This window comes from Microcoleus sp. FACHB-1515 (genome assembly GCF_014696105.1).
Lineage (GTDB): Bacteria > Cyanobacteriota > Cyanobacteriia > Elainellales > Elainellaceae > JAAUTJ01.
This window is the reverse complement of record NZ_JACJPO010000052.1, coordinates 113,985-136,753: the sequence shown is the minus strand read 5'-3', so window position 1 is coordinate 136,753 and position 22,769 is coordinate 113,985. Positions and strand designations below refer to the sequence as shown.

The 22,769-nt window shown below is 52.6% G+C and carries 21 protein-coding genes; 5 read left to right on the top strand and 16 right to left on the bottom strand.

Features of this window, described 5'->3' with window-relative positions; all coding sequences use genetic code 11:
* Nucleotides 1–254 precede the first annotated feature (254 nt).
* Nucleotides 255–773: a 5-(carboxyamino)imidazole ribonucleotide mutase gene (gene purE / locus H6F67_RS17810; RefSeq protein ID WP_190767959.1), complete on the bottom strand. Its 519-nt coding sequence runs from the start codon at nucleotides 771–773 to the stop codon at nucleotides 255–257.
* 326 nt (nucleotides 774–1,099) lie between these two features.
* Here purE and H6F67_RS17805 point away from each other — a divergent pair, with 326 nt between their 5' ends.
* Nucleotides 1,100–2,848 carry an ABC transporter ATP-binding protein gene (locus tag H6F67_RS17805; RefSeq protein ID WP_190767958.1) on the top strand — a complete coding sequence of 583 codons (1,749 nt, stop codon included), beginning with the start codon at nucleotides 1,100–1,102 and terminating at the stop codon, nucleotides 2,846–2,848.
* Between the two features lie 158 nt (nucleotides 2,849–3,006).
* On the opposite strand, the gene H6F67_RS17800 is transcribed toward H6F67_RS17805, so the two are convergent.
* From H6F67_RS17800 to H6F67_RS17775, 6 genes are all read right to left on the bottom strand, one after another.
* Nucleotides 3,007–3,771, bottom strand: coding sequence for a pentapeptide repeat-containing protein (locus tag H6F67_RS17800; RefSeq protein ID WP_190767957.1), 765 nt, complete (start codon nucleotides 3,769–3,771; stop codon nucleotides 3,007–3,009).
* Nucleotides 3,772–3,872: 101 nt separating this feature from the next.
* Entirely contained in the window at nucleotides 3,873–4,403 is a 531-nt protein-coding gene (locus tag H6F67_RS17795) for a pentapeptide repeat-containing protein (RefSeq protein WP_190767956.1), read from the bottom strand.
* Nucleotides 4,404–4,473: 70 nt separating this feature from the next.
* Nucleotides 4,474–4,959 (bottom strand): hypothetical protein, encoded by a 486-nt coding sequence (locus H6F67_RS17790; protein WP_190767955.1) that lies wholly within the window; start codon nucleotides 4,957–4,959, stop codon nucleotides 4,474–4,476.
* 191 nt (nucleotides 4,960–5,150) lie between these two features.
* Nucleotides 5,151–5,744, bottom strand: a complete 594-nt coding sequence (locus tag H6F67_RS17785) for a DUF3611 family protein (RefSeq protein WP_190767954.1) — start codon at nucleotides 5,742–5,744, stop codon at nucleotides 5,151–5,153.
* 98 nt (nucleotides 5,745–5,842) lie between these two features.
* A complete protein-coding gene (locus H6F67_RS17780; protein WP_190767953.1) occupies nucleotides 5,843–6,670 on the bottom strand; it encodes an Npun_R2821/Npun_R2822 family protein in 828 nt (275 codons plus the stop codon).
* A gap of 3 nt (nucleotides 6,671–6,673) precedes the next feature.
* On the bottom strand, nucleotides 6,674–7,672 hold the full coding sequence (locus H6F67_RS17775) for an Npun_R2821/Npun_R2822 family protein (protein ID WP_190767952.1): 999 nt from the start codon (nucleotides 7,670–7,672) through the stop codon (nucleotides 6,674–6,676).
* A gap of 98 nt (nucleotides 7,673–7,770) precedes the next feature.
* Between H6F67_RS17775 and ispE the strand changes: the two genes are divergently transcribed.
* Nucleotides 7,771–8,694 carry a 4-(cytidine 5'-diphospho)-2-C-methyl-D-erythritol kinase gene (gene ispE, locus H6F67_RS17770; RefSeq protein WP_190767951.1) on the top strand — a complete coding sequence of 308 codons (924 nt, stop codon included), beginning with the start codon at nucleotides 7,771–7,773 and terminating at the stop codon, nucleotides 8,692–8,694.
* 92 nt (nucleotides 8,695–8,786) lie between these two features.
* Nucleotides 8,787–9,110: a DUF3082 domain-containing protein gene (locus tag H6F67_RS17765; protein WP_190767950.1), complete on the top strand. Its 324-nt coding sequence runs from the start codon at nucleotides 8,787–8,789 to the stop codon at nucleotides 9,108–9,110.
* Here H6F67_RS17765 and H6F67_RS17760 read toward each other — a convergent pair.
* From H6F67_RS17760 to H6F67_RS17750, 3 genes are all read right to left on the bottom strand, one after another.
* Entirely contained in the window at nucleotides 9,107–9,310 is a 204-nt protein-coding gene (locus H6F67_RS17760) for a hypothetical protein (RefSeq protein WP_190767949.1), read from the bottom strand. The genes H6F67_RS17765 and H6F67_RS17760 overlap by 4 nt on opposite strands.
* Nucleotides 9,311–9,411: 101 nt before the next feature.
* Complete coding sequence (locus H6F67_RS17755; RefSeq protein WP_242020691.1) at nucleotides 9,412–10,836, bottom strand: HAMP domain-containing sensor histidine kinase; 1,425 nt, start codon at nucleotides 10,834–10,836, stop codon at nucleotides 9,412–9,414.
* Between the two features lie 448 nt (nucleotides 10,837–11,284).
* Entirely contained in the window at nucleotides 11,285–12,532 is a 1,248-nt protein-coding gene (locus tag H6F67_RS17750) for a Zn-dependent hydrolase (RefSeq protein ID WP_190767948.1), read from the bottom strand.
* 590 nt (nucleotides 12,533–13,122) lie between these two features.
* Here H6F67_RS17750 and H6F67_RS17745 point away from each other — a divergent pair.
* Nucleotides 13,123–15,324: an ATP-binding protein gene (locus H6F67_RS17745; protein ID WP_190767947.1), complete on the top strand. Its 2,202-nt coding sequence runs from the start codon at nucleotides 13,123–13,125 to the stop codon at nucleotides 15,322–15,324.
* A gap of 8 nt (nucleotides 15,325–15,332) precedes the next feature.
* Here H6F67_RS17745 and H6F67_RS17740 read toward each other — a convergent pair whose 3' ends face one another.
* The 5 genes from H6F67_RS17740 to H6F67_RS17720 form a co-directional block, all read right to left on the bottom strand.
* Entirely contained in the window at nucleotides 15,333–16,121 is a 789-nt protein-coding gene (locus tag H6F67_RS17740) for an ABC-2 family transporter protein (protein WP_190767946.1), read from the bottom strand.
* Nucleotides 16,118–17,101, bottom strand: coding sequence for an ATP-binding cassette domain-containing protein (locus H6F67_RS17735; RefSeq protein WP_190767945.1), 984 nt, complete (start codon nucleotides 17,099–17,101; stop codon nucleotides 16,118–16,120). The genes H6F67_RS17740 and H6F67_RS17735 overlap by 4 nt, the downstream gene beginning before the upstream one ends.
* A 48-nt stretch (nucleotides 17,102–17,149) precedes the next feature.
* A complete protein-coding gene (locus H6F67_RS17730; protein ID WP_242020690.1) occupies nucleotides 17,150–17,836 on the bottom strand; it encodes an AAA family ATPase in 687 nt (228 codons plus the stop codon).
* Nucleotides 17,837–17,997: 161 nt separating this feature from the next.
* Complete coding sequence (locus H6F67_RS17725) at nucleotides 17,998–18,840, bottom strand: M56 family metallopeptidase (RefSeq protein WP_190767944.1); 843 nt, start codon at nucleotides 18,838–18,840, stop codon at nucleotides 17,998–18,000.
* A complete protein-coding gene (locus tag H6F67_RS17720) occupies nucleotides 18,840–19,259 on the bottom strand; it encodes a BlaI/MecI/CopY family transcriptional regulator (protein ID WP_190767943.1) in 420 nt (139 codons plus the stop codon). Before H6F67_RS17720 ends, H6F67_RS17725 begins: the two co-directional genes overlap by 1 nt.
* A 145-nt stretch (nucleotides 19,260–19,404) precedes the next feature.
* On the opposite strand from H6F67_RS17720, the gene H6F67_RS17715 reads away from it, so the two are divergent.
* The gene (locus H6F67_RS17715) at nucleotides 19,405–19,917 is read left to right on the top strand and encodes a hypothetical protein (RefSeq protein WP_190767942.1); all 513 of its coding nucleotides are present in this window, start codon (nucleotides 19,405–19,407) and stop codon (nucleotides 19,915–19,917) included.
* Here the strand turns inward: H6F67_RS17715 and alaS are convergent.
* On the bottom strand, nucleotides 19,909–22,536 hold the full coding sequence (gene alaS / locus H6F67_RS17710) for an alanine--tRNA ligase (RefSeq protein WP_190767941.1): 2,628 nt from the start codon (nucleotides 22,534–22,536) through the stop codon (nucleotides 19,909–19,911). The genes H6F67_RS17715 and alaS overlap by 9 nt on opposite strands.
* Nucleotides 22,537–22,769 lie beyond the last annotated feature (233 nt).

The following is a 22,769-nucleotide window of genomic DNA, read 5'->3' as shown; positions in this document are numbered from 1 at the left end:
AAAACCTCTTCTAGGAAAAATAGGTTGTACGAATTCCACACCCCATTTGAGGCGCGGGAGAAAGTTTCAAGAATGATCAACGATGTTTGGCTTGCGCGATCGATCGCATCTTTGGCGTTTCGATCGGCGGGTTGAAGATACTTTCTTCACTATACTTAACGAATTCCAAATCGTTTGGTCATCTGGCAAACCAAATCCGCAGAAACTCGCAAAAGTTTTTCTTGCTTGGTAGAAATACTTACAGGCAATCGCCGTCAGATCGATCGATTCTGCAAATACTGCTGATAGCCCACTTCATCGAGCTTTTGCTGCTTGCTCATCACCATTTCCGTCAAGCTCTGGCGATAGTCCTGCACCCGCATCAGCAAATCGGGCTGATAGCTGGCGAGCATTTGAATGGCGAGTAAGCCTGCATTCGTGGCATTGCCGATCGCCACCGTCGCAACCGGAATTCCGGCTGGCATCTGCACGATCGAATAGAGCGAATCCAACCCTTGAAGGTGACGGCTCGGCACAGGCACACCAATGACGGGAAGCGGCGTCAGCGCAGCCACCATTCCCGGCAGATGGGCGGCTCCTCCGGCTCCAGCGATGATCACTTTGAGGCCGCGATCGTGGGCAGTTTTGGCATATTCGACCATGCGATCGGGTGTGCGGTGGGCAGACACGATCGCCACTTCGCAAGCCACACCAAAATGTTCGCAAATTGCGATCGCGCCCTGCATCGTTGGCAAGTCAGAATCGCTGCCCATGATGATGCCAACTTCTGCCATTGCTTTCACCACTCGCGACAACTGAAAATTTTAGCCTTCAGCCAGCAGTCGGAGCCGTTCAGCTATCGCCACATTCTACTTGCAAAGACGCATCTTTACATCGCACTCAGAACTCCCAGGAAATCAATTTCCTGGCTGAAAGCCCAAACCCATTGAAATGGGTTAAAACGCTTCACGAGACTGTGTGCTAGTCCGTTTAAACGGACTTCAGCTTTTAGCCCGAATTTTAATTCTGGGCGCTTCTTCCCCCTTGTTGCAGATTGCGATCGACCCCATTTCTCGGTACGCTGTCGGATCTGCGACTGAAACTGCATCGGTTTTCTCGAATGGCTCGATCGCAACTGCAAAAACTGGGTGGCTACCTGCGTCCGCACTGGCGCGAGGCCGTGTTGGGCATTGTGGCGCTGCTGATTGTGAATGCTTTGGGCGTCTACATTCCGCTGCTAATTCGCGACAGCATTGACGACTTGCAGGCCAGCTTCAGCTTCGATCGCGTCACGGGGATCGTCGCCCTGGTGCTGATTTTGGCTTCTGCGATGTGGGTAGTGCGGATGGCGTCGCGCGTTTGGCTGTTTGGCGTCGGGCGACAGGTGGAGTTTGACCTGAAACAGCGAATTTTCAGCCATCTGCTGACGATGGAGCCTGCTTATTTTGCTCGCAATACCGCAGGTGATCTGATCAGTCGAGCCACCAGCGATGTCGATAATATCCGGCGTCTTTTAGGCTTTGCCGTCTTGAGCTTGGCAAATACGCTGTTTGCTTATGCGCTGACGCTGCCTGTGATGCTGCTGATCGATGTGCGGCTGACTTTGATTGCGATCGCTGTCTATCCCGTCATGCTGATGCTGGTGCAGCTATTTAGCAATCGACTCCGCAACGAACAGTTGGCCGTGCAGGAAGAAACTTCGCACCTGAGCGAACTGATTCAAGAAGACATGAGCGGCATTTCGCTAATCAAAATCTATGCCCAAGAAGAAAACGAACGCCGCGCCTTCAACGGCTACAATCAGCGACTTCTCCGTGCCAATTTGAAGCTAGCTCGCACCCGCACCACGCTTTTCCCGTTGCTCAGCGGTCTTGCCAGCGTCAGCCTGCTCGTAATTCTGTGGCAGGGATCAGATGCGATCGCCAGCGGAGCCATCAGCGTTGGGGACTTCATCGCCCTGCTGCTCTACGTCGAACGATTGGTCTTTCCCACCGCGCTGCTCGGCTTCACGATCACGGCTTATCAGCGCGGCGAAGTCAGCATCGATCGCGTCGAACATATCCTTGCCGCTCAGCCACAAATTCAAGATGATCGATCCGCGATCGTCTTGCCCAGAGAGGAAGTGCAGGGACGGCTGGAAGCCAAAAATCTCAGCTTCACCTATCCGGGAGCAAAAGCACCCTCGCTCGATCGCGTCAGCTTCCGAATTGCACCGGGAGAGACGGTTGCGGTTGTGGGATCGATCGGGTCGGGTAAATCGACGCTGGCGAACGCCCTGCCGCGCCTGTTGGACATCGCACCGGGACAACTGTTTCTTGACGGGCATGATATTACCGACATTCGACTGGCAGATTTGCGAGCAGCGATCGCCTATGTGCCGCAGGACAGCTTTTTGTTCAGTACCGTCATTCGCAACAATATTCGCTATGGCGATCCGTATGCCGAGCAGCCAGAAGTCGAATATGCGGCCAAAAACGCGCAAATGCACGGCGAAATTCTCAATTTTCCGCAACAGTACGACACGATCGTCGGAGAACGCGGCATTACGCTCTCGGGCGGCCAGCGGCAGCGAACCGCACTGGCAAGAGCGCTCTTAGTCGATGCGCCGATTTTGATTCTCGATGATTCACTGTCGAGCGTGGACAACCAAACCGCGACGGCAATTCTGAAAAATCTCTCCGAAGGGACGCAGCGCAAAACCGTGATTTTCATTTCGCATCAGCTTTCCGCTGCCGCCACCGCCGATCGCATCCTCGTCATGGATCGCGGCTCGATCGTGCAGTCAGGAACGCACACCGACCTGCTGAACCAGCCTGGACTCTACCAATCCTTGTGGGAGCAGCATCAATTGACGGAAGTGCTGCTGTGAGCGGGCAACTTCGCGCAGCTTGAAAGACAAAATCATCGTTAGGGTGCGTTTTCAAATCGCATGATCCTCCCCAACCCTCCTTAGCAAGGAGGGAGCCGAACCACTCCTCAAAGTCCCCCTTTTGAAGGGAGATTCAGGGGGATCGATCGCATCCATCGCTACTCGTGAATCGTGCCGTCGGGCATAATCGTTCCGGCCAATTTTGCTCCGGTCAGCTTCACCATGACGCGATCGCTGACGCCAATTTTTGCGCCGCGTAAATCCGCTCCTCGCAAATCCGCGCCGCTCAAATCCGACCCGATCAAATTGGAATCTTGCAGGTTGGCGTTGCTCAAGTCGGCTTCGAGCAAATTCGCCCGAAACAAATTTGCGCCGTGCAAATTCGCGCCGCTGAAGTTGACGCGATGCAAAAACGCATCGCTGAGATTGGCATTGCTGAGATTGGCGTTGCTCAAGTTGCGTCCGGCCAAATCTTTCTCGGTCAAGTTTGCGCCGCTCAAATCGGCTCCGCTGAGATCAGGTGGCGATCGACGTGGCTGTGGCGGTGGAGCAGGTGGAGGAGGCGCAACCGGAGCAGGCTGCGGCGGCTGATAGGACGGACGCGGCGGCGGCTGATAGTAGCGATAGCGCGGTGGCGGAGCGGGCGCAGGGGCAGGCGCGGGCGCAGGGCGAGCAGTAGCATGTGCCCTGGCTCTGGCAGCAGCCAAGCGCGTTTTGCCGTCCTGATGCGATCGCAACTGCTCTCTCGCCTGATTCAGCAGCTTGAGCTTTTCTTGCGCTTTTTGCTGAAGGCGCGGATTGTCTTCAGGGATGCGATCGGGATGCCAAATAAACACCAAGTCTTTATAAGCCTGGTTGATTTCCTCCAAGGAGGCTCCAGGCTCAAGCTCCAGCACTCGGTAGTATTGGTCTAAATTTCTCATCTAGATCAACATAGCATCATTGCAGCATTTGAACTTTGGGCGGCTGTCCACTCTGGCGCGATCGCCCAAAACACAATTTCTATTTTAGGTGCGCTGGCAGATCAGCGACAGCCCAAACTATCGCGGGTTGCAACTTGCGTCGTGGGATTGACGCCCGCCGCTCGATCGCATAGCTGAGCAATCTCGAAGCGATCGAGGATCGCATCGGTGAAATCCGCTCCCGTGATTGTCACATCTTGAAAGCTGGTGCGCGTTGCGGTTGCTTCTTGCAGCACAGCATTCGTCAAGTCGGCTCCGAGCAGAAAGACGCGATCGAACAGCGCTCCAGTCAAATCCACGCCGCGCAAATTCGCATCCAGCAAGACGCCTTTGGTAAAAATTGCATTCGCCAAATTCGACCCTTCAAAATTAATGCCGCGCATTTCCGCGCCGACAAACGCTTTGCCGCTGAGGTTTTGATGCGAAAAATCTTGGTTTTGCAAGTTGGCGTTGTTGTAGTTGACCGTATCGGGTGAAGTTTGAGCAACTAAAACTTCAGCGATCGCCGGACGCGCCATCAGCAGCATCGCCAACACTGCCAGCCCCAGCAGCAGCAAAAAACCTTGAATCCATCGCCGCAATTTTCTCCTCATACCCTCATCCGCGCCAAAACAATTCAATCGAACGGTGCTTGCATTGTATCGAGTTTCAGGGCGTAGCCTATTAAAATATTTGCCTAATCTGGTTTTCCAGACTAGAAATCAAGTTCCAAAGTGGCGTTAAAAAGTTTGTTGAATCGATCGGTTCATTCACAATCCGAATTTGCGGATCGTTCAATCTGAAATACAACAGACTGATGGACGGCACTACATTACCGTTGGGATCGAGACGTGTTGGAATACTCAGTAAAAAACTCAAGTTTTGATTTTGTAATTCTTGATCAGAAACCGTGAAGGCGCAGTGCATTCGTGCAGCTTCGGTTATACAGTTAACATCACGATGGCCGTAACTTGAGAAACCATTTGGCTTGACCTCAAAAGTGCTAAGAAAAGTGTATCCCACCTCAGGAAATGAAGAATCTTTGGTAACAACATCGATCGTAAATTCTGACTGATCTAAATTGCGATCAATCCGACGCTCGACATTAAATTCCAGCCCGTTTTCCATCATTTGGTTTGGCACTACCTGCATTGCGGTACTCGCTGCCATTGCGTTTGAACTCGTAGCCAGGAGAAACAGTGTTGATAGCGTCGTGAGTTTTCGCATTGGCTGGCAGCAAAATTGGATGTCGCGATCGTAACTCACGAATCGAGCGATCGTTGTTAGTTACAACTTTTGCAACCCAAAAGCGAGCAAAACAAAAGTCGTCTTGTCAGGCTCGCTTTGGAAGAGTTGAGCGACTAGCGATGCAACCAGTTAAACAAGCTTAAAGAGGCACTGGTGTTGATGAAATGGCCTGCAATTCCGACCATATTTGCTAAGGCAACGAAGACATCGATCGGTCGAATTATTCGCGTTGGGTCATAAACCGCGACGCCAACTTGCGGCAGCGAAATTGATTTTGCAAGGAGAACGCTGAGCGCAATACTGCCACCCACAATCGTCAAAAGCATTCCAATCAAACCCAAAATAATACCCGATCGCAGCACGGCAACAACTTCTGACCGAGGCGGATGAGCGGCAGTATTTGGATTACTTAATCGCTTGGCAAAGCGAGTTTGACGAAACGCTAAAAACGCACCGATCAGCAGCGCAATCACGCCCAAGCTGGCAAACAGCGTGCTAATTCCCAGTCCTGGCGTTCCAGTTGACACAGTATCCGGCGCGATCGCCTGACTAAAGGTTCGTCCCGTCAGGGCAAACAGCACCATCAGTCCAGCCGCCGCAGCAAACGCAAGCTGAATAACAATTCCCAACCAGCCAACCGATCGCAGCACGGAGGAAACGCGATCGAGATTAAAATGAGTCTTCTCGGTTTGTACAGGAGCTTGCATGACAATTTGTTAAGAACATTTGATGGTTTATACTTCTAGATTAGAGAAGTTTGAATTTGCTGTTCACTCCCCAAAGAGAGAAGCAAGTGCAGTTTCAATCAGTCTTGAGATAAATTGCGATAGTGCTGCCAAATCTGCCAATACGGGCATTCCGGTTCAATCCGAATTCCTGCCCAGTGAAGGTACTGCAACGGCTGCTGCGATCGCGGATCAAATAACACAGAACCCTGTTGAATAAAATGCGGACTGCCCGCCCAATTTCCAGGCTGAAGCGATCGGTGCACAAGATTAATTCGCTTCGCAATCCGCTTCAAGATTAGATAGTTGATAATCGGCTGGTCGGAGACTTTTTGCGAAAAGTCAAAGTACTCTGGATGTGCAGCACATTCTGCAAACGTCTCTAGTAAATCTGTTTTTGAAATTAATCCTTTTTTTGATCCCCAAAATCCACAGTTGAAAATTTGTTGCGAAATATCAACTGGAAAAACTTGGTCTTCGATGATCTTTTGGTCGAAAACATTTGTCAAACCGCCGCGATGCTGATAGTCAGCGCAAACAAAATCATATTGATCGAGATAGTTGAGTGTCTGGATGATGCGATCGAACACCAGAATATCAGTATCAATATACAGAAATCGATCGAACTCACCAAACCAGCAAGCCTGCTTCCGAAATTGATTCGGTCGGGCAAAAAAGCGCTTGCCGAAAATTCTTTGAACCGCGATCGATAATTCTTCGACTAAATCTAAGTTTGCATAGATGGAAACGTCGTATTTCTGTAAGTATGTAGCAGTTTCTTTATAAACGTTATCGTAAGGAATCAAAATAATTGGAACAACAGGATCGTAGTGACGAATGCTGTTGACTAAGGCGGTCGACTGGTCGAGGACGCGATCGTTTGCCGTAATATAAATCCCCTGATACATTGTTTATCTCACACCGATTTTTCTTAAAACTCGCTGCGGCAAACTTGGCAGTGCGTTGTGAGGGCGCAAGGGCTGGCGAAACCTTGGGCGCAAATTCGGCTGATGGAAATAGCGGTAGTCGAGAAATAAGTTGCGGTAGGGAAAATCCAGATTCTCACCTCGACAAACTGCTTGAAAAATCAATGGAGACAAGCCAATATAGTGTAGATAAGTGAGGCGGCGATCGCGATCGAACAACTGCATTCCTCGCTGCTCAAAATGCGTTGATGTTACCGCGTTTCCTGTCCGAATGGATTCTGGCAGATGCAAGGCGAGATTATGAATCGACAGGCTCGAGCGCAACGCCATGTAGTTCAAAACCGATTGATTCGGAGCCGATAGATACAGCACTTCAGATTCACCAGCAGCAAGCTGCTGAATCAGGCGATCGCGCTGCTGTTCAGAAAATAATCCGCGCCTCGCGGCGAAACAGCCAGAGCAAAAAATCTGCTTTAGCTGTTCTGCGCTGAAGCACTGACCAAGTTTTTCGGAGTATAAATTGAAAATATGTGATGGATCTTTGAACTGAAAGTCATAGGTAACAAAATCATGACAATCGAGATTTTCAAAAAATAGTTTTGGTGAGTTCAACAAAAGCGTATCAGCGTCAAGATACAGAAATCGATCGAACGGCGCATCGAGATCAAATGCAGCATAGCGGTGATTGCAGTTGAGTCGATAAACGCTAGGAATTCCTTTTGACTGCCACTGCTGCAAAGCCGTTGAATGGGTTTGCCAAACTTGAAGTGAAAAATTTCGCCAGCGCTGCAGAATTGCTGGATCTTCTAGTAAAGTTACCTGCGATCGATTAGAAATTTCAGCTCGAATTTTGTCAAGTCGATTGTCATAGGCAATCACGCAAATCGGAAAATCGCGGCCAGCATTTGCCTCGATACTGTTAAGCAAAGCAACAAGCTGGTCATAAACGGCATCATTTGCCAAAGTATAAATACCGTCGCGCATTCCTTTACCGCATCGCTGTTCTGTTCTCGTTCTGTTCTAAAAGTACGCGATCGCTCCCGCGATCGGCTAGGATGACAAACGCCTGTATCGTAATTCCCATGCGTTCCTATTCGCTGCTGGCTCCCGCCAAAATCAATCTTTACCTGGAAATTATTGGCAGTCGCGCAGACGGCTATCACGAACTGGCAATGATTATGCAGAGCGTGGACTTGAGCGATCGAATCGACCTGAGAGCAAACGGCACGGACGAGTTTCGCGTCTACTGCGATCACCCGCTTGTGCCCAGCGATCGATCGAATCTGGCTCATCGTGCCGCTGTTTTGATCGCTGAATCCTTTCCAGAAGCGTTCAGCAAATTTGGCGCTGTCGATATCGCGGTGGAAAAGCGAATTCCGGTTGGGGCAGGGCTGGCAGGCGGCTCGACGAATGCGGCGGCGGTGCTGGTCGGCCTCGATTTGATGTGGAATTTGGGCTTAACGCAGGCGGAACTGCAAGATTTGGGCGCAAAACTCGGCTCGGATGTGCCGTTCTGCATCTCCGGCGGCACAGCGATCGCTACAGGTCGAGGCGAAAAACTTGCGCCGCTGCCGGATTTAGACCACCTGGTTGCTCTGTTGGGAAAGCACCGCACCCTTTCGGTTTCCACGCCTTGGGCATACCAAACCTATCGCCAGCAGTTCGGACACACCTACGCCGACTTGACTCAAGATTCGCCGCATCCCCACTCCGGCGCGATCGTCGCGGCGATCGTTCACAAAGACAGTCAAGCGATCGCCCAGCATCTCAACAACGACCTTGAAAAAGTAGTCCTGCCTGCACATCCGCCTGTCGCTGATTTGCGAAACCGAATGCAAGTTGACGCGATCGGGGCGATGATGTCAGGGTCGGGACCAACCGTTTTTAGCCTAACAGAGTCGCGGGCAGCGGCGGAAGAAATGCGATCGCGCCTTGCTGCCGAGTTTACGGACGTTGATTTTTGGGTTGCACCCTTCAGGCCAACGGGCGTTCGAGTCCGAACCTGATTTGACGCTGGCGATGCGTTAATTTTGGTTGTTCGATCGCTCGGACTTGGGCGCGATCGTCTACCGTGAAAGATGCCGCTTGTGGTTGAACAATGACTTCTCCTAGCCCTGAGTCCACCCCTGTCAAATCCGTATCGCCAACACCTTTGCGCTGCATGACTGGAGCTTTGATTGCAGGCAGTTTAGCGCTGGTCATGTATCGGCTGACGATGGCGATCGTTTCCACCTATGACAAGCCGATCGCCTTCAACAATCCGCTGGCCGCACGACTGGCCGGATTGGTGCGTACCATGATCGTGGGCGTGAGTACCTTGGGCACGATGGTATTTGGCATTGTGGCCTTGGGGCTGGTTGCACTGGCGCTGCAACTGCTGATTCAGCGCTTCACCAAGCCGCAGGATGCCACGCCCGACTAATCAACTACTTTCACCAAGCCGCTACGCAACGCTTCAAACACGCGATCGATCAGCACTCGCTCGGCCTGACTTAATTGGCCTTGAGAGAGTGCCGTCTGCATAAAGTGCTGCTGGACGCGGCGGGTAATGCGGCGGGTTGCCAAAATTTGAGTCACAATCTGCTCGATCGAAGCGGACGGCAGATGCAAATGGGCAGTCATAGCAAGTAACAGGAACAGAATGTTTACAGTATCAAAGACAGTTGAAAAGAACTCAGTGATATTTGGCGAGATTGTATGTGATTTTTATCACAGTTAGGATTTCAGGCTTCTTCAAGCATTTCGATCGCCTCCGGTAAACTAACAACATAGCGATAGCCTTCTTCTGCTGAACCTTGCAGCATTAGCTGTCCACCATGCAGTTCGGCAAGCTGTGCGCTCAGTTGCAAGCTGAGTTGCTGCCGCGTGATGCGATCGCTTTGCAACTGCGGCACAACATTGACATCAAACTCGGTCGGGTCGTCCGTCATTTCGCCTGCGTTGGTAAACGCACCTGCGGTCAGCATCAGGGCAGGTAATCCTTCTCCCAGCCAAGGATGCGAAGTCCAAACGATGAACTGTAACTGCTGATGCTTGCGCGAGATATGCAGGCGAATCGTGCTGCCCTCGGTTGCCGCTTGCAGAACGCTAAAGATTAACTGATAGATCATCTGCCGCACTTTGACTTTATCAAGCAGCCAAATTCGCGATCCTGGCTCGATCGTTAGCCGCACCTGCTGAGCGCTGCACTGAGCGGTCTGCTCGATCGCAATCAGCGCTTGCTGACACAGCATCTCCACATCAACCGGATTGAGATCCAAACGACGATCGCGCTGGTCGATCGCACCGAGATTCGTAATTTCATTCACCAGTGAGAGCAGCGTTTGCCCGCTTTGGTGAACGATATCCATATATTTCTTTTGCTTGTCCGTGAGTGGTCCGTAAATTTCACGATGGAGAATGCTGGTCATGCCCAAAATTGAAGTCAGCGGAGTACGCAGTTCTTGCGTCATGTGATGGAGCAGATTCGCCTTCACCGCACTCACGCTTGAAAAAGTCGCGTCGACTGGTTCGATCGCTGGAACGGCATCCAGAGGCTTCGGCGCATTCAACAACTGATAGGCTCCACAGCGCCAAAGAAAATCACGCTCAAACTCGCTGATGCTCCAGTGAGCAACCAGTTCCAATAGCTCGATGTCACGCGAGGTGAATTCACGTGGCGACAAAGTGAATACAGCCAATGTGCCCAAGCAGCTATTGTCTGCGGCAATGAGCGGTACACCAAGATAAGCTCGAATGCCATATCGCTGGGTCAACACTCGATCAGCAAAAACGGCATGTTGCCGAGTGTCTGCGATCGCCAGCACCTGCTTTGTTTCAATCACATGGGCACAGAATGAATCTTGCCGAGGCAACTGGCGTGACAAAGCAAGTTCGTTTTTGAGGCCGATGCGTGATAGGCCAACCGCAGATTTAAACCACTGGCGATCGCGATCGATCAAGCTAAAGATACAGATCGGCGCATCAAGCAGACGAGCCGCCGTTTGGGTTGCTTCCTCAAAGATGGGTACGCTCTCGGATTCGAGCAGGCCAAGTGCAGTCAACGTTGCAAGTCGCTGCTGCTCTGCATCCTTCAAATGCTCTGAGAGCGACACGGAATCTTCAGAGCCTGTCATATCAACCTGCCGGACGGGGACAAAATGAACCATGTGAACTGAGATAGAGTGATTCACTACGTTCAGAGTTCCCGATAACTTCTTCAGATGAACGCGAGCTGAAGATGAATTGCAATTCCAGGCAAAACCTTGTTGATTCACAAAGTTCTTCCGAGAATTTGCCCACTAGTCTGACAATTTCTGGACTGTTTTGTTCGTACCAATGCGGACGAATTGTGGAGCGATCGCGCCTCTCTTTGGTGTAATTGAAAGGGGTAGTCGGGCTAGGGAGATTGAGCCTGTAAGAGCTGAGATGTAAAGCGAATTAAGCTACTCAGTAGGAAGCCAAGATGAGTTGTCAGAAGCGAAATCGCCCTCATCCCTTACCCAACTCCTTGGAGGAGAACAGGAACCAGAAGCGCTGTTGCCCTCCTCTCCCTGAGGGTGAGGGGTGAGGGGAACGAAGGCATCTTAAATTGAATGGTGTTCCGCTACTGAGAACCTAGCAAGAATAATGCTGATCGAGCTTCAGCAGCGTTTGCAGCAGCGTATCTGCACCCTGTGTACAGTGTTCTGGTGAGGTATATTCCGCCTCCGCATGGCTCAAGCCTTCCTGACTGGGAACAAAAATCATCCCCATGTCAGTAAATCGCGCCATTTCTTGAGCATCGTGGCTGGCACGACTCGGCAGATGCGTGTAGCTCAAGCCGAATTCTTGGCAGACCTGCACGATCGCCTGCTGAATATGCAGCTTTGCAGGAGCAGGTTCGTTGTGCAAACGGGGTGACATTTGAATGGTGCATTGTGTTTCAAACGCGATCGCATCGATTCGCATCCGCAACTGTTCCAGCAGGCGATCGAGATGCAAATTTGACATATCGCGAATGTCCAAACTCATCTCAACTTTGCCTGGAACAACGTTCGCAGCGTTCGGAGTCACCTGCATCTGTCCGACCGTTGCCACCTGCTGCCCTGGAGTCAAGGCCAATCGGTTAATTGCCAGCACGATTTGCGACGCAGCCACAAGCGCATCTTGCCGCATCGACATTGGCGTTGTGCCTGCGTGATTGGCTCGTCCTTCGACCGTAATGGTGAAGCGTCGCTGGCCGACAATGCCTTCCACAACGCCGATCGCTTTGCCCATCGATTCCAAAATTGGCCCTTGCTCGACATGCAGTTCGACAAACGCCGCAATGTCCTGACTGGTGCGACGCGCTTGGGCGATCGTGTCCCAGTTGCCACCGACGCGATCGAGACACGCTTGAATCGACGTGCCGTCGGGACGGCGATAGTAGTCGGGGTCGGGATTGACATGACCCGCCATTGCCTTGCTGCCGATCATGCTGCCTTCTTCGTCAGTGAAGACGATAACTTCGATCGGATGGTCAAGCTGCGATCTGCTTTCGTTCAGCGTCCGCACCACTTCTAATCCGGCCAAAACGCCGAAAGCGCCGTCATATCGTCCGCCCATTGGCACAGTGTCGATGTGCGATCCGGTTGCCAAAGCAGGCGCGTCGGCGATTCGTCCCGGATAGCGCCCGATGATGTTGCCTGCCGAATCGAGCCGCACGCTCATTCCGGTTGCCTGCATCCAGTCTTGCACCAAGCGTCGCGCCTGCACATCTTTGGAATTGTAGGCAATTCGCCGGACGCCGCCATTGGGAAGTGCGCCGATCGCCGCAAGCTGGACAATGCTTTGCGCGAGGCGATCGCGATTAATTGACAGCGTGGGGCGGTAGCTTGTGACCATGTTGGACAAACCTCCAAAAAGCGGCAGATATTGAGATGCTGCTTGTATCGTAGCGCTAGTGCATACTGTATACAAGCTGAGATAATTTGCAGTAGCTAAGGATACGAATTACCACTGATATCAAGCTTTTTGCAGCCGCTTGGCTGGATGAATCGATCGCGCTGTATTGCAAGCTTGATTTGAATCAGGATTCTTTCTACCAGCCAGCAGAACTAGGGCGTGCCTTAAAACCCGCTTGATCCTCCCCAGCCCATAACAAGGAGGGAGCCGAACCACCCCTCAAAGTCCGGGTTCTCAAGGGGGATTTAGGGGGATCTCCATCAGGCAATCTAACCATCAAAAGATTCTTTAAACGCACCCCAGAACAGAAACAGGGCAGCTTCAACCGCAGCGTACTGAGGCTTTTTTGCGAAATGCAACACTGCGAGTAATAATGTTCGCAAGAGGACATTGGGGAACATTTGCTTGAGCTGCAAGTATTTTCGGCATCGTTTCAGAGTAGTTAGGGAGTACTAGAAAAGCGATCGATTTTCTGTTTCAGCCTATCTCAGCTAGTTTTGAAGTTGTTTGCAGCGATCGCTGTTGTTCTTATGAAACCTGTTTCTCTTCGATTGGTGCTGGTGGTTCCATTTGTGCTGCAAATCTTTACGGCTGTGGGACTAACCGGATATTTCTCGCTCCGAAACGGGCAAAAAGCCGTTGAATCGCTGGCAAGCCAACTGCGTAGCGAGATGAGCAACCGCATCGATCAGCATCTTGACAGCTATCTGGAAACGCCCAGACAAATTAATCAGATGACGATCGACGCAATCGATCAAGGCTTGCTCAGGCCGAATGACTATGCATCAATTGGTCGCTATTTCTGGCGGCAGGCCAAGCTATTTAATGCTGGCTATATTAACTATGGAAAAGTAACAGGCGAGTTTGCTGGAGCAGGTCAAGTCACAAACAATCCGGCGGACGGCATGGCAATCAGCCAAATCTCCGCCGCAACCAATCAGGTGATGAGCTACAGCATCGTGAACGACCGAGGCGATCGCGTGGAGAGCGGAACCGATCCCACCTACGATTACCGTCGAGAAGCATGGTACGTGGATGCGCTGGCTGCTGGCAAACCCACCTGGAGCAAAATTTATATCTGGGATGGGGACGCACCTCCGATCAATATTTCGATCGCTTTTAGTCAGCCGATTTATGATGCTCAAGATCAAATCGTTGGGGTGATTGGCGTTGATCTACTGCTGTCGAAGATTAGTGATTTTCTCCGACAGCTTCAAGTCAGCCCGAATGGAAAAGCCTTCATCATCGAGCGCAACAGCCTACTGGTCGCCAGTTCCAGTGCTGAGCAGCCGTTTGTGGAGCGGGATGGAGAAGTGGCAAAACGGTTGCAGGCGATCGACAGCCGCGATCCGCTGATTCGATCGACCAGCCGCTTTCTGCTGGAACAGGGCAATCTTCCTGGCATCCAAACCAGCCAGCAGCTTGATTTTAATTTCGAGGGCGAACATCAGTATGTGCAGGTGACGCCTTGGCGCGATGCGTTCGGTTTGGATTGGCTTGTTGTGATCACCGTGCCCGAATCTGACTTCATGGCGCAAATTCACGCTAATCGGCGCACCACGATTTTGCTGTGCCTGCTGGCTTTGCTGGTCTCGACGCTGCTCGGTTTGCTGACAGCCCGCTGGATTGCCCAACCTGTGCGGCGGCTAAGCGCGGCATCCGCAGCGATGGCAAACGGCCAGCTTGATCAGCAAGTCGCGCGATCGCCCATTCGCGAACTGGACGTGCTGGCGCGATCGTTCAACCGCATGAGCGAGCAGCTTCGCAATTCGTTTGTGTCACTCGAAACCAGCAACGAAGATTTGGAAACCAAAGTGCGCGATCGCACCGAGGAACTATCGCAGGCGCTGCAAACGCTCAAGCAGGCGCAGGCGCAACTGGTGCAGCAAGAAAAAATGTCGTCTCTGGGGCAAATGGTGGCGGGAATTGCCCATGAAATCAACAATCCGGTCAGCTTTATTCACGGCAATCTTGCCCCCTTGAGCCGCTACGTTGACGATCTGGTGCAGGCGATCGAACTGTATCAGCAGCACTATCCGCAGCCTTGTAGCCCAATTCAAGTTCATGCCCAAGCCGTCGATTTGCCGTTTGTGCTGCAAGATCTGCCCCACCTAATCGATTCCATGCGAACCGGAACCGATCGCATCTGTGAAATTGTTTTGAGTTTGCGTAACTTCTCGCGGCTTGATGAAGCGCAGCAAAAACTCGTGAATTTGCATGACGGCATCGACAGCACATTGCTGTTACTTCAGCATCGCTTCAAAGCGCTGCCCAATCGCTCTGCAATCGTCCTGACCAAGCAGTACGCGCCGCTGCCGCCGATCGAATGCTTTGCGGGTCAACTCAATCAAGTAGTGATGAACCTGATTGACAACGCGATCGACGCGATTGACGCGAAGTTTTGCAATCGCTCGCTGGATGAAGTTCCCAGGATTACGATCGCAACGGCCACCCGCGCAACAGGAGTTGCAATTCACATTTCAGACAATGGCTGCGGCATGCCGGAAGCAGTGCGATCGCGCATGTTTGATCCGTTTTTCACCACAAAACCTGTGGGCGACGGAACCGGATTGGGCTTAGCCATCAGCTATCAAATCATTGTCGAGCAGCATCAAGGTCAACTGCACTGCATCTCTACAGTGAATGAGGGAACGCAGTTCTCGATCGAACTGCCGCTGAAGCTGCAAAATCCGCCTAGTCAGGTCGAAGATTCCCAAGCAGCAACCATCTAGCTTCGGTCTTATGCGCCCATGCCAGAATATTGCCGCAGGCCACGCCGCCACAGCCAGCGATTTAGCCCAAAGAAAATCACGCCCCAGCCGATCATTGCGGCAAATCCAGCCGGAATATTTTGCGGCAAACCGACGAGGAGACTGGCGGGAAAAGCAATCAGGTAGGGAAACGGCGTCCACAAAGCGATCGCCCGCACGATCGGCGGAAAAGTTTCTAGCGGAGCAATCATGCCGGAAAGGAAGAGAAAAAACAGGAACGAAAAGTTTTCGATCGCGCTCGCTCTTTCTGTCCAAAAGGCCAACATTGCCATCGTGTACTGCATGATAAATCGCAGCAAAAAGGCGAACGTGACGCTGATCAAAAAGAGAAGAAGCTGGGCGAGCGAGGGAATCCAAGCGGCTTGCGGATAGAGCCAGAAAAATAATCCAATCAGCAGAAATGCAAACGGCAAACGGGCAAATTTTTCAGCAAAATGTGATGCGAGATGATGCCAACCAGGATCGATCGGCTGTAGCAGTCGCATCGATAAGCGACCCTCAACAATTTCGCGCTCAAACTCCCAAATTACCCAGACAACCGTGAACTGTCGCACTAGAAAAACGGCCAAAAAATAGCGAACAAACTGTTCAGGAGATAAAGCAAAATCTCCAGTCTGTGATGCTTCAACCCAAACGCCCATCAAAATCAGCGGCAGCGTTCCAGACAGCACCCATAAAATCAGTTCTGCTCGATATTCAAGCATGTAGGCATAGTAGACAGTTAGGATTGTTCTTGCTTTGCGCCAAATCCAATTCATGCAACGGCTCCTGCGGCAAAAACACGCCCGATCACTTCTTCAACAGGCGGATCAGTAACGGTCATATCTAATACTTTTAGGTCGGCAAGAATGCGAGAAATCGTATTTGTTAAATCTTCCCGACGAACGATGAAGCTGACCACGCAACCTTCGATCGATCCTATCTCACCATAACTTTTCAACTGCTCAGTCGCGCAACCTTCCGCGAGTTCCACTTTGACTTCACGATATGGAGCGAACCGTTCTAGCAGCGAATCGAGGCTACCGTCGTAGATCAATTTGCCGCTGTAGATCAGCAGGACGCGATCGCAAAGTGCCGTGATATCGGCCATATAGTGACTGGTGAGCAATACGGTCGCCTGATAGCGTTCGTTATATTCCCGCAAGAAATCGCGGACATTAACTTGTGCATTTACGTCAAGGCCCAAGGTCGGTTCATCGAGAAATAGAACTTTCGGTCGGTGAATCAGTGCAGCCATTAATTCGGCTTTCATGCGTTCACCGAGCGAGAGTTTGCGGACAGGTTGAGTCAGCTTGGTTTGCAGGGAAAGCATTTCCGTTAGTTCTTCAACGCGCCCCGCAAATTCACGATCGCCAATGCCATAAACGGCGGCATTAATGCGAAGTGAATCGAGCGCAGGCAGATCCCAAATAAGCTGCTGCTTTTGCCCCATAACGAGCGTAATTTTTTGCAGAAAATCGCGATCGCGCCGAAAGGGAATTTGTCCCGCCACGCTCACCTGACCAGAAGACGGACGAATCAATCCGGTAAGCATTTTCAGCGTCGTGGTTTTTCCGGCTCCGTTTGGTCCCAAAAAGCCAACGACTTCTCCGGGTTCGATCGCAAACGAAACATCTTGAACGGCGTGGATGCTGCGGTAGGTGCGGCGAAAGAAATGCTCGATCGTGCCTTTGAATCCCGGCTGTTTGACGGCAACGGGATAGGTTTTGTTGAGCGCTTCGACCGAGATGATGGGCATGATGACGACCTGAAGGATGCATTTTCTATTGTCAGACGTGACGCTGAATTATGACGGTGCGATCGCTCTATCGCAAGGCAGAGCTTCGATCGTAGGGTAGCGAATCAAACAGTCCAATCCTTCAGCTAGCGAGGGCGGCGCTCCCATCAGGCGGCGATGCATCCGTAAAATCACAGGTTCAGGAACTTGGCGCGATCGCTGCTGATTGCGCTGCAAACACAAGTCGAGTGGCGTATCGATCCACAAGCCCGTCAGGTGATTGAAGCCGATCGATCGCGCCTGCTGTAAAAATCGCCGTCGATCGCGCCTGACGGCATTCGTGGCATCGTAGAGAACGGCGATCGCCTGCTGCTGCTGAATTTGCCGAATCGCCTGCTGCATTTTCTGGTGAAGCGATCGCTCGATCAGCGGCCAAGCTCCTTGGATGGCTTCGTCGCCAAACAGTTCGGCACGGATGCGATCGGTTGAGATCACTAGGTAGCCGCTGTTGAGGGTTTGGATGTGTTGCGCGATCGTGGTTTTGCCGCTGCCAGGAAGTCCGATCAAAAGGATGAGCGGCAAGGTGGGGCAATACCGTTCACTCTGCGCTGCGCGATACGGTTCCCGGAGCGCTGCGCGATCGCTGAAGTTGGAATTCTGCATGAGGTGCGATCGCCTAGAACGTGAAGCAGTCGAATGAGTCAGGACAGCGGCAGAGGCCGTGAGATCAATTTCCGGCTGAAAGCTTAAACTCATTCAAATGGACTGATCTTCGCAATTGCTATCCGACAACTCGCGCCGCTCATTTTCCTTCTGTCAACGAATTCGCCCTGCTCTTAACAAGGTGGAGAGTGCGGGGTTTAGCTCCCTCCTTGCTAAGGAGGGTCGGGGAGGATCATGCGGTTTGAAACCACGCGCTAACGATGCAACAACAAAGTCAACAGTGGCAAAATCGGCAGCAGCCACCGCCAAGATAAAGTAAGGCCTGCTTCGGCTATGGGTTCACTCAATAGGGCGTCGATGCGTTCTTCTAATCGAGTTGCGGGAGCAATTGCGCTAAACGCCGCACAATATTCTTCCTCCTGCAAAGGCGACTGCACCACCAACAGCAGCGATTCGGCTAGCAGCAGGGGATCAACCTGTTGGGAAGCCCATCGATCGGCTCTCAGTTCGCGCAGCAGCAGCAGTTCTTGCCACAGCGCTTCGGTGCGTGGAAGCCAAGCGGTCAACTGTCGCACCCAGCCCAGCCAGAAAAACCAGAAGGTATCGCGATACTGCTGGTGCGCTTGTTCATGTGTCAAAACGGCGGCAAGCTGATCGGGCGTCAGCAACTCGATCAGGCCGCGACTGATGACGAGGTCGGGTTGCCAAAAGCCAATCTGAGCCGCGATCGCACTTTCACTTTCAACTAAACGAACGGGCGTTTGAGCAACTTCCCCTGTGGAAATCGTCACGATGGGAATCGATCGCACCTGCGCGATCGAGTTTGCCGCCTGTCCTGCCAGCAGAACGCCGCGCAGCAGAGCGTATGCGATCGCGCCCCACGCCAAGCCGCAACCGAGCCAGCCCGCAGGCAAACCGAGCATCTGCCCTTGTGTGCCCATGCACAGGACGGCAACGATCGCCAGCAAAAACAGTAAGGGCGGCAGCAAAAATTGCTCTAGCGTTTGCTGCCAGCGATGCCCGTTCAGCGGACGAAATGCCCAGCGGCGAATGCTCCAGGCCAGCGCGATCGCAACCAAAATCAAGCTCAGGTGCATTATGCTTCCTCCCGCTTCTGTCGGGCGGCTTTGATCCGCTGGGCGATCGCTTCAAGCTGATTGAGGCTGGCGGCATCCAAACTGTCGGCAAAGGCGGCGACAACATCAGGATTGCCCACTGCCAAAAAGCGATGCAGGCGATCGTGTGCCTGATGAATTTGGGCTTCTTCCTGCGAGACGATCGCCCGCCACACAAATGCCCGATCCTGCTTGTCGCAGACCAGCCAGCCTTTTTCGGCCAGTCGGCGCAGAACGGTTGTGACGGACGTGTAGGCAAGCTCGCGATCGGGATCGGCCAGGATGCGATCGTGAATTTCCTTGACGGTGGCCGTACCAAGCGACCAGATGATTTCGAGAATTTCGGTTTCCAGTGGCCCCAGCGATAGCTGACGCGGACGCGGTTCAGGCAGCGGTGGCATGGCGAAACAAGGAGAGGTTCTTCGATTTAGTTTAGCGAGGAATGGAGACAGAAGCAGTTTGACAGGTTGTCTTTTGACTGCGGACTCGATCGATCGTCAATATCGATCGATGTAGAAGTTTTGATTTCGCAGTTTGTCTCTCACTATGAATCGATCGCTGTTGATTGCCGCTGGAATTTTCATGTTTTTCATGACGCCTGTTGTGGCTCACGAAGATGTGGCTCACGAAGAATCCGGCCATCCATCCGCTGAAACAATGCCCCGTCACGGTCATGGCGAAGATCATGCACACGGCGAAGACCATGCACACGGAACGCTGGAAATTCCCCCAGGTCAGCCTGTGCCAACGGTGAACCTTGTCGTTCACCCGGACGATCGACGCGGCTGGAATCTGGAAGTGCAACTGACGAATTTTGCGTTTGCGCCAGAGCGCGTCAACCAGACGAGCGTCCCGACCGAGGGACACGCGCATCTGTATGTGGGCGGCGAGAAAATTGTGCGGCTGTACGGCAACTGGTACTACCTGGAAAGTTTGCCTCCGGGCAGACACGAGATTACCGTCAGCCTCAACGCCAACGGACATGAAGCTTTGACGCACAACGGAGTGCCGATCGAATCCACCGTTTCGATCGACGTGCCGCAGTCGGCCTCACGTTAGGCTGGCTTCAATTTGCTGGCGGGCGGTGGCGATCGCGTCAGGTAGTTTGCTAGCATCGCGTCCGCCCGCCTGCGCGAAGTTGGGACGCCCGCCGCCGCCGCCGCCGCAGATTTTGGCAATTCCGCCGATGAACTTTCCGGCCTGCAAGCCTTTTTGGTTCACAGCCGAACTGAAAGCGGCAACCAAGCTGACCTTGTTAGGATCAACGGCGGAACCGAGGACGATCGCGCCCTCGCCTAGCTTTTGCAAGAGTCGTTCCGCTACAACCTTGAGCGCATCTGCATCGACGCCATCAAGCTGAGCAACGAGAACTTTCAGATCCCCGATCGATTGCGCTTCCGACAAAAGCGCGTCGGATTTGGCGATCGCCAGTTCTGCTTTCAGTTGCTCTAGCTGCTTTTGCGTGGATTTGAGTTCGGTTTGCAGTCCCGTAACGCGATCGAGAACTTCTTCGGGTTTGGCCTTGAAGCGATCGCTCAAGTCACGGACGACGCGATCGCGAACGTTGAGATATTCCAGAACCGAGGGGCCAGCGATCGCTTCAATCCGGCGAATTCCGGCTGCAACTCCGGTTTCGGAAACGATTTTGAACAAGCCAATTTCTGCCGTGTTGCTGACATGTGTGCCGCCACAAAGCTCCATCGACACGCCCGGAAAATCGATCACGCGCACTTCATCGCCGTATTTTTCGCCAAACATCGCGGTTGCGCCTTTGGCTTTCGCTTCGGTCAGCGGCATCAGCGACACATCGGCCTGATGCGCTTCGGCAATCCAAGTGTTGACCTGCGTTTCAATCTGCTGAAGTTCATCGGGCGTGACGGGACGCGGACAGTTGAAGTCGAAGCGGAGGCGATCGAACGCGACGAGCGATCCCGCTTGCGAAATCTTGTCATCGACAATTTGCTTCAGTGCCGCCTGCAAGAGGTGCGTAGCGGTGTGATTCGCTTGAGCGCGACGGCGACAGGCAATGTCAATTTGAGCCGTAACGCGATCGCCCAGCTTCAGCGACCCCCGCTCGATGCGGCCAAAGTGAACAAAAATCGCGCCGTCTTTTTTGACATCTTCGATTCGCACGAGCGTATCTGCCCCGGACAGGTAGCCGCGATCGCCAATTTGCCCGCCCGATTCGGCATAAAACGGCGTTTTGTCCAGCGCAATTTGGACTTGCGTTCCGGCTGAAGCCGATTCGACAGGCTGACCTGCGACAAGCAACAGCTTGACTTCTGCCGGAGTGGACGGCTGCGTGTAGCCCAAAAATTCGGTTTCGTGCAGATCGGCAGCCAGCGAGTCGATCGTGCCTTGGACGGTGAGATCGATCGTTTCGTGGGCGGCGCGAGAGCGATCGCGCTGCTTTTCCATCTCCAGTATGAATTCTGTGACATCAACAGTACGATTTTTCTCGGCTGCAATTTCCTCAGTTAATTCAAGTGGAAAACCATAAGTGTCATAGAGAACAAATGCGTCGTGGCCCGAAATTTGCCAACCCTGCGGAAGCTTTTCAATGATCTCATTTAGCAGCTTTTCGCCGCGCTCCAAGGTTTCCAAAAAGCGCGATTCTTCCAGTAGCAGTTCGGCTTTGATCGCGTCTTCACGGGCGCGAACTTCGGGGTAGGGCGACTCGGACAGGGCGATCGCCGTCTCCGCCACTTCCTGAATGAAGGGGCGATCGATCCCCACCAGTCGCCCGTGTCGCACCACGCGCCGAATCAGTCGGCGGAGAACGTAGCCGCGACCCAAGTTCGAGGCGGAGATACCGTCCGCGATCATGTGAACGACTGCCCGGACGTGATCCCCAATTACTTTGAGGGAAACTTTGGTGGATTCGTCGGCTTGGGTGTAGTCGATTTTGGCGATTTCAGCAGCGGTTTTGATGATCGGAAAGATTAAATCTGTCTCGTAGTTGTTCGGGACGCGCTGAAGAATTTGCGCCATCCGCTCCAGTCCCAGTCCTGTGTCGATGTTTTGCGCTTGCAGCGGCGTCAGATTGCCCTCGGCATCCTGGTTGTACTGCATGAACACGAGGTTATAGAACTCGATGAAGCGCGAATCGTCTTCGAGATCGATCGATTCATCTCCCAGTTCCGGATGAAAGTCGTAGTAAATCTCAGAGCAAGGCCCACAGGGACCAGTCGGTCCTGAATTCCAAAAGTTATCGGCTTCATCTAAGCGCTGAATGCGATGCGCGGGAATGCCAATCTGGTCGCGCCAAATTGCGAAGGCTTCGTCATCTTCGCGAAACACGCTGACGACCAGTCGATCGGCTGGCAGTCCAAACACCTGAGTCGAAAGTTCCCACGCCCACGCGATCGCCTGCTCTTTGAAGTAGTCGCCAAAGCTGAAGTTGCCCAGCATTTCAAAGAAAGTGTGGTGACGCGCCGTCCGCCCGACGTTCTCGATATCGTTGGTGCGGATGCACTTTTGCGACGTGGTGGCGCGATCGAACTCGGCCTGCCGCTGTCCCAGGAAAATCGGCTTAAACGGCAGCATTCCCGCGATCGTCAACAGCACAGTTGGATCTTCGGGAACCAGTGAGGCACTGGGCAAGGGCTGGTGGCCTCTGGCTGCATAGAAGTCAAGAAAGGTTTGCCGAATTTCGGAGCCGCTCAGCGTTGGGGACATGGTGGTGCAACTAGAGAAGGACGAACAAAAAATCAAAAAGATGGACCGGAACGCGATCGCTTGAATTCATTTTCAATCCCAGGGAGGGGGATGTGTTTGACTGAAGACAAAAGCGATCGAGCAGGCGCAGGCGTGATAGACTTCCATTTTCAATCATCACAGTTCGATTCGACAAATCTCTCAATGGCGCATCTCATCTTGCTTGCTGGCAATGGGCACTATGAGAGTAATTG